At 71.4% G+C, this 13,122-nt stretch carries 17 protein-coding genes; 9 read left to right on the top strand and 8 right to left on the bottom strand.

Annotated features, from left to right (window positions below; all coding sequences use genetic code 11):
- The first annotated feature begins 4 nt into the window (after nucleotides 1-4).
- Nucleotides 5-901 carry a helix-turn-helix domain-containing protein gene (locus tag Ani05nite_RS03770; protein WP_203764737.1) on the top strand — a complete coding sequence of 299 codons (897 nt, stop codon included), beginning with the start codon at nucleotides 5-7 and terminating at the stop codon, nucleotides 899-901.
- 46 nt (nucleotides 902-947) lie between these two features.
- On the opposite strand, the gene Ani05nite_RS03765 is transcribed toward Ani05nite_RS03770, so the two are convergent.
- Both Ani05nite_RS03765 and Ani05nite_RS03760 read right to left on the bottom strand, forming a co-directional pair.
- On the bottom strand, nucleotides 948-1,673 hold the full coding sequence (locus Ani05nite_RS03765; RefSeq protein ID WP_203764734.1) for a DUF4142 domain-containing protein: 726 nt from the start codon (nucleotides 1,671-1,673) through the stop codon (nucleotides 948-950).
- An 87-nt stretch (nucleotides 1,674-1,760) separates the two neighbouring features.
- Nucleotides 1,761-2,294, bottom strand: coding sequence for a MarR family winged helix-turn-helix transcriptional regulator (locus Ani05nite_RS03760; RefSeq protein WP_203764731.1), 534 nt, complete (start codon nucleotides 2,292-2,294; stop codon nucleotides 1,761-1,763).
- Between the two features lie 220 nt (nucleotides 2,295-2,514).
- Between Ani05nite_RS03760 and Ani05nite_RS03755 the strand changes: the two genes are divergently transcribed.
- The 3 genes from Ani05nite_RS03755 (at nucleotide 2,515) to Ani05nite_RS03745 (ending at nucleotide 4,702) form a co-directional block, all read left to right on the top strand.
- Nucleotides 2,515-2,685 carry an NAD(P)-binding domain-containing protein gene (locus Ani05nite_RS03755; RefSeq protein ID WP_203764722.1) on the top strand — a complete coding sequence of 57 codons (171 nt, stop codon included), beginning with the start codon at nucleotides 2,515-2,517 and terminating at the stop codon, nucleotides 2,683-2,685.
- The gene (locus Ani05nite_RS03750) at nucleotides 2,682-4,049 is read left to right on the top strand and encodes a DUF2254 domain-containing protein (protein WP_203764721.1); all 1,368 of its coding nucleotides are present in this window, start codon (nucleotides 2,682-2,684) and stop codon (nucleotides 4,047-4,049) included. The genes Ani05nite_RS03755 and Ani05nite_RS03750 overlap by 4 nt, the downstream gene beginning before the upstream one ends.
- 182 nt (nucleotides 4,050-4,231) lie before the next feature.
- Nucleotides 4,232-4,702: a hypothetical protein gene (locus tag Ani05nite_RS03745; RefSeq protein ID WP_203764719.1), complete on the top strand. Its 471-nt coding sequence runs from the start codon at nucleotides 4,232-4,234 to the stop codon at nucleotides 4,700-4,702.
- A 147-nt stretch (nucleotides 4,703-4,849) separates the two neighbouring features.
- On the opposite strand, the gene Ani05nite_RS03740 is transcribed toward Ani05nite_RS03745, so the two are convergent.
- The gene (locus Ani05nite_RS03740; protein ID WP_203764717.1) at nucleotides 4,850-5,470 is read right to left on the bottom strand and encodes an STAS domain-containing protein; all 621 of its coding nucleotides are present in this window, start codon (nucleotides 5,468-5,470) and stop codon (nucleotides 4,850-4,852) included.
- 610 nt (nucleotides 5,471-6,080) lie between these two features.
- Between Ani05nite_RS03740 and Ani05nite_RS03735 the strand changes: the two genes are divergently transcribed.
- The 3 genes from Ani05nite_RS03735 to Ani05nite_RS03725 all read left to right on the top strand — a co-directional run bounded on the left by Ani05nite_RS03735 (nucleotide 6,081) and on the right by Ani05nite_RS03725 (nucleotide 7,338).
- Entirely contained in the window at nucleotides 6,081-6,380 is a 300-nt protein-coding gene (locus Ani05nite_RS03735) for a GlsB/YeaQ/YmgE family stress response membrane protein (RefSeq protein ID WP_203764715.1), read from the top strand.
- Nucleotides 6,377-7,012, top strand: coding sequence for an STAS domain-containing protein (locus Ani05nite_RS03730; protein WP_203764712.1), 636 nt, complete (start codon nucleotides 6,377-6,379; stop codon nucleotides 7,010-7,012). The genes Ani05nite_RS03735 and Ani05nite_RS03730 overlap by 4 nt, the downstream gene beginning before the upstream one ends.
- Nucleotides 7,013-7,119: 107 nt before the next feature.
- Nucleotides 7,120-7,338 (top strand): hypothetical protein, encoded by a 219-nt coding sequence (locus Ani05nite_RS03725; protein WP_203764709.1) that lies wholly within the window; start codon nucleotides 7,120-7,122, stop codon nucleotides 7,336-7,338.
- A gap of 826 nt (nucleotides 7,339-8,164) precedes the next feature.
- Here Ani05nite_RS03725 and Ani05nite_RS03720 read toward each other — a convergent pair.
- Complete coding sequence (locus tag Ani05nite_RS03720) at nucleotides 8,165-8,593, bottom strand: response regulator (protein WP_203764706.1); 429 nt, start codon at nucleotides 8,591-8,593, stop codon at nucleotides 8,165-8,167.
- A 161-nt stretch (nucleotides 8,594-8,754) separates the two neighbouring features.
- Between Ani05nite_RS03720 and Ani05nite_RS03715 the strand changes: the two genes are divergently transcribed.
- Nucleotides 8,755-9,204: a DUF421 domain-containing protein gene (locus Ani05nite_RS03715; RefSeq protein WP_203764703.1), complete on the top strand. Its 450-nt coding sequence runs from the start codon at nucleotides 8,755-8,757 to the stop codon at nucleotides 9,202-9,204.
- A 320-nt stretch (nucleotides 9,205-9,524) separates the two neighbouring features.
- On the opposite strand, the gene Ani05nite_RS03710 is transcribed toward Ani05nite_RS03715, so the two are convergent.
- The 4 genes from Ani05nite_RS03710 to Ani05nite_RS03695 form a co-directional block, all read right to left on the bottom strand.
- Nucleotides 9,525-10,094: a GerMN domain-containing protein gene (locus Ani05nite_RS03710; protein ID WP_203764701.1), complete on the bottom strand. Its 570-nt coding sequence runs from the start codon at nucleotides 10,092-10,094 to the stop codon at nucleotides 9,525-9,527.
- Nucleotides 10,091-11,449, bottom strand: coding sequence for a sensor histidine kinase (locus tag Ani05nite_RS03705; RefSeq protein WP_203764699.1), 1,359 nt, complete (start codon nucleotides 11,447-11,449; stop codon nucleotides 10,091-10,093). The genes Ani05nite_RS03710 and Ani05nite_RS03705 overlap by 4 nt, the downstream gene beginning before the upstream one ends.
- 198 nt (nucleotides 11,450-11,647) lie before the next feature.
- The gene (locus Ani05nite_RS03700) at nucleotides 11,648-11,956 is read right to left on the bottom strand and encodes a BON domain-containing protein (protein ID WP_203764697.1); all 309 of its coding nucleotides are present in this window, start codon (nucleotides 11,954-11,956) and stop codon (nucleotides 11,648-11,650) included.
- 2 nt (nucleotides 11,957-11,958) lie between these two features.
- Nucleotides 11,959-12,294: an STAS domain-containing protein gene (locus Ani05nite_RS03695; RefSeq protein ID WP_203764695.1), complete on the bottom strand. Its 336-nt coding sequence runs from the start codon at nucleotides 12,292-12,294 to the stop codon at nucleotides 11,959-11,961.
- Between the two features lie 142 nt (nucleotides 12,295-12,436).
- Here Ani05nite_RS03695 and Ani05nite_RS03690 point away from each other — a divergent pair, with 142 nt between their 5' ends.
- On the top strand, nucleotides 12,437-13,111 hold the full coding sequence (locus Ani05nite_RS03690; protein ID WP_203764693.1) for a response regulator transcription factor: 675 nt from the start codon (nucleotides 12,437-12,439) through the stop codon (nucleotides 13,109-13,111).
- Nucleotides 13,112-13,122: the final 11 nt, after the last annotated feature.

Raw genomic sequence — 13,122 nt, 5'->3', positions numbered from 1 at the left:
TGACATGACATCGGTGGACCATCCCGCACCGGCGGGCCTACCCCGGCACAACCTGGAGGTGCCCGAGCCGGCGACGTTGCCGTTCGCCATCGGCTCGTTCGATCGGATCGGCCCGCTGTCCCGCGCGCCGTTCCCGCACCGCCACACGTTCTACGAGTTCGTGCACGTCACCGGCGGCGCCGGCGCCCACGTGGTCGACCTGGACGAGCGGGAACTGCACCCGCCCCAGGTGTGCGTCATCGCGCCGGGACAGACCCACTACTGGCGACAGTCGGCGCGCCTGGAGGGCCACGTCGTGCTCTTCACCGACGACTTCCTGCTGACCCATCCGGGCGACCGCGACGCGCTGTACCGGCTCGGCGGGGCGCCGGGGCGGCAGCTGACCGCCGAGGAGTCCGGCCGGATCCAGGGCCTGGTCGCCAGCATGGAACGCGAACACCGGCGGCGCGCGCCCGGCTTCCGCGGCGTCCTGCAGGCGTACCTGCACATCCTGATCGTCGAGACGGGCCGGCTGCACCACCAGGCGCCGGCCGGCCGGCGCGCCGAACCGGCCGTCGCCCTGGCCAAGCGGTTCCAGAAGCTGATCGACGACCGGGAACTGCTCGGCTCCAGCGTGCCGGCCTACGCGACCCGGCTCGGGGTGTCCGCCGGCTACCTCAACGACATGGTGCGCCAGGCCCTGGGCGCCTCCCCCGGCCACGTCATCCGGCAGGCCCGCGCGCTGGAGGCCAAGCGGCTGCTGGCCGGCACCACGCTGTCGGTCACCCAGGTGGCCGGCCAGCTCGGCTTCGCCGACGCGGCGTACTTCTGCCGCTTCTTCCGCCGGGAGGTCGGCGACACCCCGGGCGGCTTCCGGCAACGGCTCCGGCGCACCCGCCACGACGGCGACGGCGACGGCTGATCGCGCGACAGTCGTCAGTCCCCGGCCGCGCGGGGTCAGGAGACGATCATCGCGGCGCGCCCCGCCGGAAGACCCGGCGGGCCGCGGCGGCCGCCACCCCGAGCATCACCACGAGCACCACCCACAGCAGTTTCTGGTCCATCGCCGGCTGGATGCCGAGGTTCGCCTGAGCCAGCGCGACCTGGGAGGTGTCCTGTGCGGGCGGCAGGGCGGCCGGCGCCAGCTCGCCGTAGCGCACCAGGCCGGTGCTCTCGAGCATCTGCATGTGCTGCATGACGAAGATGTTCGCGTCGTCGGCCAGCTTCCGGATGACCGGATTACGCGTCCCGGCGCGCACCGCGCCGATGACCGGGAAGATCTTGCCGTGTGCCGCCCGAAGCCGGGCCACGAAGATCTCGTCGAAGCGGGCCCCGCTGTTCTGCTGCATTTCTTGGACCCAGCCCGCCTGGTCGGCGGTGGGGGTGGAGGGAATGGTGGTGCCGAGTTTGTTCGCGGCGTCCACGACCAGCTGGTCCAGTTGCACGTGCTGCTCCGCGATCATCGTGCCGACCTTGCGGACGACCGCCCGGCTGCCGCGCTGGGCGGCCATCTGACCCGCGGGAATCTCCCACAGACCGGCCTGGCGCACGCCGTTGAGCAGGGTCACATCGGCGGCGTTGAGCTGAGTCGGCACGGCGGGAGCCGCGACGGCGGGCGACGGCGCCACGGCCCCCGCGGCGCAAACGGCGACCAGCAAAGAGGCTGCGCGTACGGCCAGCGACGGACGGTTCATCTCCACCTCCACAAGCGCACGCCCGGCGGCTGGACGTACGTTCGGCCAGGGGTACGGGCGCCACCGTGGAATGGTTCACTTGTGCACCTAATTTTGGGACGAGGGTGGCTCTTCCTCGTCCGGCACCGACGCCGACCACTGCCTCCACCACTGCGCATCCGGCACCTCACCGGCGGCCTCGACCAGGGCGTGCAGGACCGAGGCGAACGCCACGGGCCGGGTCAACGCCAGATCGCTGACCAGGGCGGCGATCTCCGTGCGGCGATGGCGCATCACGTCACCCACGAGGTCACGTCCGGCCGCGGTGAGGGTCACCCAGACGGCCCGGCGGTCGTCGGCGCGTTCGCGCCTCGCGACCAGCCCCTTGCGGACCAGGCGGTTGCACATCCGGGTCGCCGTCGACGACGTGACCGCGAGCTCCTGGGCCAGGTCGACGACCCGCTGCGGCCCGCGGGAGACGAGCACGACCAGCGTGCGGTACTGGGCCAGCGTGACATCCTCGCCGACGACGCCCAGGGAGCGCGCCGCCAGGCCGACGAACACGCGGCTGGTGGCCAGCAGCGCCCCGACGACCTCTTCCTCGGCGGCGGACCGGTGCTGGTGCTTCACGACGCCGTCCATCGGCCCACTGTGCCATGACGACGGCGGCGACTGTCACACGACTGTCATGCTTCCGCCCCCTGATGCCCCGCCCATAAAGGTGCACACATGCACGAAATTGGCCACGGGACACGAGGCAGATGACAGAGCTGTGACGTTTACCCGGCCACCGGTTTTGTGACCGGCGCCGCGGGCACGGTGAGACGACTCCCTCACGCGCCTCGAGCGACAGGACGACACAATGCAGCTGGGCATGGTCGGGCTCGGCCGCATGGGCGCCAATCTGGTCCGTCGGCTGATGGCAGCAGGTCGTCAATGCGTCGTGGACGACACCGATGCGCGGGCCGTCGCCGCGCTGGCCGCGGTCGCACGACGCCCGGTCATCGGGAGCCCCGGGGAAGGACAGTGGTGAATCGTCAGCGCTGGAGTGTGCTCGGCGACGCATGGCGCACGCAGCTGTGGCCCGTACCGTCGTTGTGCATCGCGGTCGCGGTCGCGCTCGGGGTGGCGCTGCCCCGCCTCGACGCCCGCCTCGACGACAACCTGCCCGACTCGGTCACGGCCTACCTGTTCAGCGGCGGCCCGGAGGCGGCCCGGACGGTGCTGTCGGCGGTGGCGGGCTCCCTGATCACGGTCACCTCGTTGACCTTCTCCCTCACCGTGGTCACCCTGCAGCTGGCCAGCAGCCAGTTCTCCCCGCGCCTGCTACGGACCTTCAACCGTGATCGCGTGGTCCACGTCAGCCTGGGACTCCTGCTCGCCACCTTCACCTATGCCCTGACGGTTCTGCGTACCGTGCGCGCCTCGCTGTCGGAGCAGACAGCGTTCGTGCCGCAGATCTCGGTCACCGTGGCCTTCTTCCTGGCCCTGGTCAGCGTGCTCACGCTCGTCGTGTTCCTCGCCCACCTGTCCCGGCAGATCCGGGTGGAGTGGATCATGCGCCAGGTCCATGCCGAGACCGACGCGACGATCCGCCGGGTCCTGGACGACGACACCAGGGCCGCGACGACCGCCACCGCGGCGCCTCCCACCGCGCCGGAGCACGCCGAACTGCTCTGCGCCGGCGGATCCGGCTTCCTGAACGCCGTCGACGAGCGGGCGCTGCTCGCGGCGGCCGTGGACAACCAGGCGGTCGTGCTGGTCGACCGGTTGCCCGGGGACTCCCTGGTGGCGGGTACGCCCATCGCCCGGGCCTGGCCCGTGGACGGAAGCAGCGTGCTGCCCGAATCGAGCCGGGCGGCCCTGGCCACCTGCGTCCACCGTGCCGTGCGGACCGGTTTTGAACGCACCGCCGCCCAGGACGTCGCGTTCGGGCTCCGCCAGCTCGTCGACGTCGTGGTCAAGGCGCTGTCCCCCGGCGTCAACGACCCCACCACCGCCGTACACGGCCTGGGCCACGTCGCGGTGCTGATGTGTGAGCTGGCCGGTCGTGACCTCGGCTCGCGTCTGCTGTGTGACGACGACGGTCACGTCCGGCTGATCCTGCGCAGGCCCGGCTTCGCCGAGCTGCTGGAGCTGGCGGTGGCTCAACCACGCCGCTACGGCACCACGGACCCGGTCGTGCTGTCCCGGCTGGCCACCCTGCTCCGCGAGGTCGCCTGGTCGGCCGCCGGCCCGGCGCAGCACGCGGCAGTCGCCGGCCAGCTCGAGCGGCTCGTCGACACCGCCGCCCACCAGGACTTCGACACCGACGACAACGAGCTCCTGCGCGCCGAGTTCCAGCGAGTGCGTCACGCTCTGACCGGGCGGTGGCCGCGGGACGGATCAGCCTCGTGACCTCTCGGGACGGCCGGACTCCCCTCCATCAGCTGGTACGTACGGCAACGGTCGCGGCTCCAGCCGTGAGGCACGTCCGTCCGTGACGATGACGCAACGAATCGGCGCCGCCGCGGTTGAACGGACCCGGACGCGGTAAGTCTGGAAGGGTGCTTTTCGGCGCATCTCGAGGTGGTGGTGACATGGATCGGCTCGCACACCGCGCCGCAATCGGCTCACTTCTGCTGGCGTGCTGCCTGCTGTCCGGTGGATGCAGCCCGTCCGACGGCGATGACCCCGAGCCCCGCCCCACGCAAGCCACCACCATCATGAACACCATCGAGGCGAGCGACGTGGGAGACCGGCTGACCCTCACCGCGGTCGTGGTCCGGGTTCTGACGGCCTCGTCCTTCGTCGTGCACGACGTCGATCTGCCCGACGACGGTCTGCTGGTGCTCGGCGGGAGCTTGACGGCGATGCACCCGCACGACCTGGTGACTGTCGCCGGAACGATCGACCTGTTCGCCTTCGACCGCTTCCGCGAGCGGTTCAGCCTGGGCCCGGCGTCGTCCTATGGCCTCTTCGAGGGTCGAAAGGTGCTGGTCGCGCACGATGTGCGCTCGTGGGCGGCCGCGGAACACGACAAGAAGCCGCTGCCCGCGCTGCCACGGTGACGGGGCTGGTGCGGTGTCACCGCCTCGGGAGGCGGCTTCTCGGACGCGCCGGCACGATCGGGTGCCCGGCCGGGTGACTCGCGAACAATCGCCAGGCCAGCCACAGCGGGCGCCGTGGAGTGCATATCCGCGCCGCCGGCCCACGCATCAGTGGACCGGCTCGCCCTGAACCCGCCCGCGGATCGGGAGCGCCGGCAAGGCGCGCGCCGCGGACATGGCCTGTGGGACGGTGTCGAAGGTGGGTATCGTCGCGGCCAGGCGCATGCTGTGCGAGACCACCTGCCGCATCGCGGACGACGCCACCAGCAGCAGGTCGGTGCCGAACCGGCGGGCCGACTGCCGCGCCCGCAGGACGGCGCCCGTCGCGATGGGGTCGATCGAGGCGGCCCGGGTCAGGTCCACGATCACGACGGCATGCTCCGTCAGAGCCGTGTCCAGCGCCGCCCGGAGATCCCCGACGATCTCGACGTCCAGGTCACCGACGGCCCGGACCAGGCACACCGCCCTGGTCAACTGCCATGACACCCGCCCCGTCGGGTTGGTTCGGCGCTGCCGGCGGCGGCGCCCGTGGCCGGGGCCGCGCGTCTCGCACCCGGGACACCGGTGCGGACCCCGGGCGAAGGCCGGACCGGTCCAGCCGATCTCACCGACGGCGACGTAGACCACGTGCGCGTCATGCAGCCCGCACCCGCTGGCGGCGGCGACGCGTCCACATCCGTCACAGATCAGATGCACGCCCGCGTCTGCCGCCACCGCATCGACTGTCATGTCTGGTCCTCACCACGCCGGCCCGGCCCGGCCCGAGACGTTCTCGGTCTCGGCGTCACGCCCGGCGCGCTTCGCCGAACTCAGGGTCGCGGACCGACATGGAGACGGTTCGGCGGGTCTGTGACGGTTGCGTGACAACACCGCTGCCGTCGTGGCGCGGCGACGACGGCCGCGGCTGTCATTCCGGCCGGCCGGGTCCGGCTCCGCGGACGAGTTCGAGACGCCCGGTTCGGCGTCGGTCAATCCGCGCAGCCGGTCCTGGGCCATGTTCCGCGTGGGGAAGCCGTTCGCCGTCAAGGCGTTGTCCGCCCGGCTGCGATCGCTGCGCCGCCCGGACGACGGTGACCGCTGCGGTCCCCGGTCCGGTCCTCGGTGACCTCACGATCCGTCCGGCGGCCGACGTGACAGCACAGCCCGCCGTCATGACCGTCATTCAACTGTCACGAAGCCGGGGAACTACTGCCGCATGCGCCCGGCAGTCTGTTCGACATAAACGCAATCTCTCGCCTGGAGGCGTGGTGAACGGCAGTGACATCCACACCGTCCGGCGTTCGTCGCTGAGCGACCGACACCGGCCGGATGCGGTCACGGCAGTCCGGGAGGTGTGGCGGTGACCGCGACGAGTCTGCTCTCCGCCGTCCTGATCGGCCTCGTTCTCGGCGCCTCGGCCGGTCGGTTCGTGCCCGCCTGCCGCAGCGTGCCGTTCTGGCTGCCCGTGGCCGTCGGCGTGGGCGCCGCCGTGCTCGGCACCGTCGTCGCCCGCCTCGCCGGCGTGGACGACTCCCGGGTGAGCCCCGTCGAACTGGCGCTCCAGGTGAGTCTCGCCGGCCTCAGCATGATCGTCGTTGCCCTCACCGCGGACCCGCGGCGCCCGAACAGGGGCCACAACGAAACAGGTAACCTCCGATGACCGTCGTACCCCGCACCGCCGGAACCGCGGTCCTGATCTGCGACCGATGCGGCGACCACGACAACACGCCGGCGGCCACCACCGACAGCGACGTGGTCTGGCCGCTGGTCGCCCACGCCGGATGGACGGGTTCGCCCTTCGCGGGCGGACCCCACAACTGCCCCCGGTGCGCCGATGAGGCCACGGAGCCGGTTCCTCCCGTCCGCGAGTCGCCCGCACCGGCCCACGGACCGGCCTACGCCGTCCTGGTTCACCGGGACCTGGACGCCGTGGTCGTCACCCCCCTGGTCGACATCGACGCCGGCTTCGCCGAGACCCTGCAGGACGCCCTCATGACCGCGGCCAGGACGAGCCGGCACATCGTCCTCGACCTGCACGCCGTGCATCTGATCGACTCAGCGGGTCTCGGTCTGCTGGTCCGCGCCCGTCAGGAGGTCAGACACCGGGGCGGATCACTCGGACTCGTCGCGCCGTCCCGGTTCATCCGCACCGTGCTGCACACGATGCGCCTCGACTCCGTCTTTCCCAGTCACCCCGATGAGGCGTCCGCGCTCAGCGCCCTGCGCCTGATCGGCGAGCAGGGGAAAGAGGTTTCGCCGGGAGGCCCCGCCGACCATGACCACGCCGCTTGAGGGGTAACGGTCCCCGCTGACGGTGGCCCCGGGGTTCGGCCTCCGAGCCGACTGGCCGGCAGGACGCCACGGCACGGCCGCTGTCCCCCGAGGAAGGAGCGAGATGCATGGTCGCCTACGCGCGGCGCCATCGGCGGCTGGACCGCCGGTTCGCCCGGCTCATGGGGTACGAGGTCGACGGGAGCGACCGCGACTTCGCCGCCCTCGGCCGGCGTTCCCCCACGGATCCGGTGGGAAATCCGGCGTCGGTGAGCGCGCGTACGGTCCGCGGGGCGGCGTCGTGGTCCGGGTGCACGGCGATCACCCGCTGCGCCACCCCCACCTGACCCGCCGACGACGGCCACCCGGTGGCTGTGCTCCGGAGTCGTCATGATCGTTTGGCTGCCATCGTCCACCATCCCCTGGGTCAGTGCCGGAACCCCGGACACCACGCCGTTCTGCACATCGAGGTCGATCCGGCCGCCCGTCACCGCGGCGTCACAGAAAAGGGCATCGGCCACCGCCGCCAGCAGTCGCTGGTCCCGGCTCAGCGGCCCGGCCGGATCAGCGATGTCCCGGGCTGTTGATCGGGGCTCCGACGGCCGGCTCTCCCGGATTGCGGCGGATATGCCACGCCGTTGTTCCAGTCCGTGTACCACCACAGGTACATGACCGCCTCCTCCCACCGTCACCGTTCGCGTCTCCTACACGCTGCCGGGCCACCATGGCGGAAGCCGCGCGGCGGGATGACAGTCCCCGTGACCGTTGGACCCTCCCGGGGCTGGGCCGCTTCACCGGCCCAGGACGTCACGGAAGTGCGCGGACTCCGTTCCATGATCGTCATAAAGCGGGGAAAGTGTCGAGGTCACGACGGCGCCGCAGGACAGCGGCCACCGAGCGGGAGGAACCTCAGCTGACCTACGTGATCAACACTCGACGACCGCGAGCATGGAGCTGGTCCACCCCGCGGCGCAGGTACGCGGGCAGCTCCGCCGCCACGGACTCACCGAGCCGATGGACGCCTCCGCCGCACGCCAGGAGCAGGCCCGGGAAGGATGAGGGAGGGGGCGTCCGCCATGATGAAGACGTCCGGCCGGAGCCCAGCACCAGATGCCACGACGGCGCTCCCGTCTCGCCGTCCGCCTCCTGACGATCGGCAATGACGGGCACGATTCAGTCCAGCCGGAGCACCACGAACGCCAGCGAGTCCAGCGACCGCACGACGCTGGTGAGGCACGCGAGGTCGACGGGCTTGCTGGCGTACCCCTGCACCGGCAGGCCCTCGCGGCGCAGGATGCGCTCGGCGACGGGCGAGTCGACGAGCAGAACCACCGGCGCCACGGCCGGCGCACTCCCCCCGAGATGGCGCAGCAGATGACGGCCGTCCCGGCCGGGCAGATTGAGGTCCAGCAGGATGACATCGGGCGCCGGGGCATGCGCGTACGGCGGATCCCGGCGCAGGAAAGCCAGGGCCTGCGGCACGGTGTGAACGGTGTGCACCCGGTTCAGGACCTTATGGGTCTCGAGCATCTCGCGGGTGTAGAGCTCCTCGGCGGGGTCGTCCTGGACCAGGAGGAACTCCACAGTGGCGGCCCCCGTCAACGGCTCTCCCCCGAACAGTCAGCGAGCATTCGGCCGACTCTAGGCTCGCTTCCGCACGATGTCCGCACGAGTTCATGACGATCGGATGACGGTAGCGCTCAGTCCCCCGCTTTGTCCTCCCCGCAGCTTCTTCGCGCACCGCGGCGAGCGGTGACCCGGCCGTGTCGTTCACCGAGGGCGCCGCCGCACTGACCCTGCTGGTCGTCCTGCAGTTCGCCGCCACCTGGCTGTCGGTGCGCTGGTCGACGCTGCGCGAGGCCCTGATATCGGTGCCGACGCTGTTGGTGCGCGACGGCGAACTGCTCGTCGACGCGATGCGCCGGCAGCGGGGCACCGACAACGAGATCTACCAGAGCGCCGGCGCAGCGTCTCCACCACGTCGAGGTCGATTTCGCCGTGCAGTTCGACCACCGTCACTGCGGCCTCGGAGATCGTCCGCGATTCGACGAGGCAGTGTTCCAGTCATATCGGCCAGATCGACCAGGATGTCGGACCCCTGGTCGATCTCCGTGCAACTCCACCACGGTGACGGCGGCCAGGGCGAGTCCCCGCGACCGTGTGACAGCTCGGTGACCACTCCGACGACCGGCACCGGCGCGGGTTCGTCGTGAGACCGACACAGAAACGCAGGAGCCTCGACATACCGCCTCGGCAGGCTGTACGCGGTGCCGCGGTTGGGTCCGGCGCCCCTCGTACCCCGCGAGCGGGTGACGGCCTCGGCCGCGGCATCTCGACTCCGGTCAGCGGACAGCCCGGCCGGGGTCCGGCGGTCTGCGCCGAGACCACGAAATCCACGGCGCCCGCGCCGGCGGCATCGACGACCTGGTCTCCCGCCTCGGGTGCCGGAGCGATGCTCAGCGTCACCGCTCCGGCCGGCGAGTCGGCGGCGATCCGCAGCCCGGCGCCGGATGATGACGGTTGGATGGCCGGGTCACGCCGGGGCGATCAGCGCGGTGTAGTCGCTGCCGTACAGCGGACCGCGCGACAACGACCCGTCGGCCCGGGGAACCTCGAGCCGGTCGCCGTCCCGCAACAGGAGCACCGACGCGACATCGGCCCGGGAGGTCAGCGTGCACACGATCTGCGCGTAGGCGAGGGTCTCGTCGCTGCGCGCACTGCCTTCATCCGCCTCGGTGATCTCGACCTGGGCCGTGGCGTCGCCGGCCATGCGGACCTCGAGCGACGAGCCGACCAGGGCGGTTGTCATGGCCCGGTCACGCTCGGGCTGCGTGGGACCCGCCACCAGGTGATCGATGTGCTCCTGGGGCGTCGGTGGCGCGTCGAGCCGGCGCACCGTCTCCACCAGCCGGTTGTCCCGGACCATGCACAGCACTTCGGCGACGCCACCGGCGCGACCTTCGGTGGCGGCGCTCGCCCGGGGCTCGGTCAGCGGCCGGCGCGGCAGTTCCACCGCGTGCGGTTCGCTCTGCGTGGACACCCCGCAGGAGCTCACCAGGATCCCGACGAGCAGCACACCGGCGAGTCGCCTCGGGCTCCTCATGGCAGGCAGCCCGCCAGCTCGATCCGGAAACGCGCGCCGCCGCCGGGCCGGTTGTGCCCGTCCACCGTGCCCTGATGGGCGGCGACATGCTGAGCGACGATGGAGAGTCCGAGGCCGGTGCCATCGGTTCCGCCCCGGGCGTTCGCCGCCCGGCCCCGCACGAACCTGTCGAAGATCACTTTTCGGTCCTCCTCCGTGATGCCGGGACCGCCGTCATCCACCTCCAGGAAGCAGCGTTCGCCGTCGGCCCGCCCGATCCGGATCGTCTCGACGCCACCGCCGTATCGCATCGCGTTGTCGACCAGGTTGCCCAGCGCCTGCTCGATCCGCCGGCCATCCACCTGCCAGACGACCGGGCTGTTCCCGTCGATCCGCAACAGCTCTCCGGTCAGGCCCCGCGCCCGGCACACCCGCGACACCAGCGCGGGCATGTCGGTCGCTTCGCGGACCGCCGGCCGATCGCCGCGGGCCAGTTCGAGCAGGTCCTCCACCAGCGCCTGAAAGCGGGTGACCTCGTCGGTGATCAGCCCGAACGCCGTGGCCGCCTTGGGGTCGAGGCCGTCGCGACGGCGATTGACGACGCTGATCGCCGCCGACAGGGTCTGGAGCGGGGATCGCAGCTCGTGACTGACATCGGCGGCGAACCGCCGGTCACGTTCCATCCTGCGGGTGAGCTGATCCGCCATGTGGTTGAAGGACGCGGAGAGCTGGGCCAGGTCGGGTTCGGTGTCGGGATCGAGCCGGGCCTCCAGATCGCCGTCGGCGATCGTGCGAGCGGCCTCGGCCACCGCGGTCAGCGGCCGCAGCGCGTGCCGGGTGACGTACCACCCCACCGCCGCCCCGCCCCCGGCGACCATGATCGCCACCGCGGTGAGCACGAGGGCGAGCAGCTGCAGGGTCCGATCGAGTTCCCGCAACGACACCACCTCGTAGAAGACCATGGAGGACGACAGCGGCACCGCGACGACGAGGGTCGGTTCGCCGGCCCGGCGGACCCGCTGGGCTCCGGCCGTACCCTGGCGGGCCATCGTCCGCAACGCCGGGGAGACCGCCGCGGTCGCCGCGGGGTCGGCGCTGCGGGAGAACCACCGGCCGTCACGCTCGAGCAGGACGTACCGGTCGGCCCCGGTGTCGAGCGAGCGCAGGACGGTCAGCACGTCGGGATCGTTACCCTGCAGACCGGCGTCCACCACGGCGGCGTCGAAGTACGTCGTCCTGACCGAGGTGCGCTCGCGCTCGCTGAACAAGGTGCGCCGGGTCAGTTCGTAGGACACCAGGGTGACGCAGGCGGACAGCAGCAGAGCGCCGATCGCGAATGCCGCGCTGACCCGGGTACGCAGCCCCAGCCGCCTCATTCCGGCGCCGCTCGGTCACCGTGCACCGCGGCCGCCCGGTGCGGTACGCGCGGAGCCCGGCGAGACTCGCCCGTCAGCCTGATCCTCATATCCGCATGATGCCCGCAAGCAGCGACGGTCGGCATGGTGTGGCCCGGCCCGGACGGCATCGTCACGCAACTGTCACAGGTCCGGCCGGGTAGGGCCCACGGGCGCCTGTCAACGCCGGAAACGGTCCGGACCCACCGCGAGCATGTTGCACACGTCGAAGACCCCGGGCGTGGCCCAGGCCCGCCGGACGGCAGCCTCGCGCGTTTCCGCGGTGTCCGCGCATCCCTCGAGGATGACCACACCGTTCTGCACCGTCACGACCATCTGGCCACTGCCCACCTGAGGGTCCTGGTTGATCTCGTCGGCGACCAGGTGGCTCAGGAAGTTCTCCGCTTCGAGCACCTCGTCGGCGATCCTGTCGCCGGGGCCCTGCCCCCGCGGAAGCCAACCGTCGTTGTCCGGCCAGATCGGCGCCATCGTCAGCTCCTCGCCGTCGGCACGGCCGGTGCGGCACCCGTCTGATCCTCGACGTCGAGCACCCGGTCCACCCGGGCGAGGCCGAGCATCCGACGGACCTGTGCCGATGCGCCGCGCAGCAGTAGCCGGCCGTCCGCACACACCATCGCCCGGTGGGTCTGCAGCAGCATGACGATGGCGGAGGCGTCGATCCGGGGGCTGCCGGACAGGTCGACCACCAGCAAGGGCGGTTCCAGGGCAGCGGCTGCGGCGATCATGTCGCCCCACCGTTCGACGGCGGATCCTTCCAATGGCTCGGTGACCACCACGGTGGTCTGGGGGATGGTGCGCTCCGGCATCCGGACCTCCTTGACGATGTCGTAGCCAGGCTGCCGAGGCGATGTCGCGGAGATCTCCCGTCCGCATGACAGTTGCGTGACAGTCCGTCGGCGCCGCCACCCCGGAGTCGCCGGGAGGGCCGGGACGAGCGATGATGCGACCATGGCCGCTGTACTGGTGATCGAGGATGACGACCGGATCCGACTCTCTCTCGTGATGGCGCTCGAGGACGAGGGCTACACCGTGACGGGCGCGGCCACCGCCGAGGAGGGCCTCGAGGCGCAGCGCAGTCGGCGCGCCGACACCGTCCTGGTCGACCTCATGCTTCCCGGCATCGACGGCTTCGAGTGCATCCGGCAGATCCGCCGGACCGACGACGCGCCGATCGTGGTGATCAGCGCCCGCAACGACACCCACGACATCGTGGCCGCGCTGGAGGCCGGCGCCGACGACTACCTGGTCAAACCCGTCGCGGTGAAGGAGCTGACCGCCCGGCTGCGGGCCTTGCGACGCCGGGCCCGGACCGGCCCCGAGACGTTGCGCCTGTTGCGCTTCGGCGATCTGGAAATCGAACCCGACGCCGGTGAGGTGCGGCTCCGCGACACGCCGGTGCAGCTCACCCGCACGGAGTTCCAACTGCTCTGCGAACTGGCCGAGCACGCCGGCAAGGTGCTGTCCCGCCAACAGCTGCTCCAGCGGGTGTGGCAGTACGACAGCGGCGACGAGCGGCTCGTCGACGTCCACGTCGGCCGGCTCCGGCAGAAGATCGAGGACGACGCCTCCGCACCGCAACACCTGCTGACCGTTCGCGGACTGGGCTACAAGTTGCACCGGTGAAGCCCGCCCGG

The sequence above is a fragment of the Actinoplanes nipponensis genome, from assembly GCF_016862275.1.
GTDB lineage: Bacteria > Actinomycetota > Actinomycetes > Mycobacteriales > Micromonosporaceae > Actinoplanes > Actinoplanes nipponensis.
This window is presented reverse-complemented; position numbering and strand designations above follow the sequence as displayed.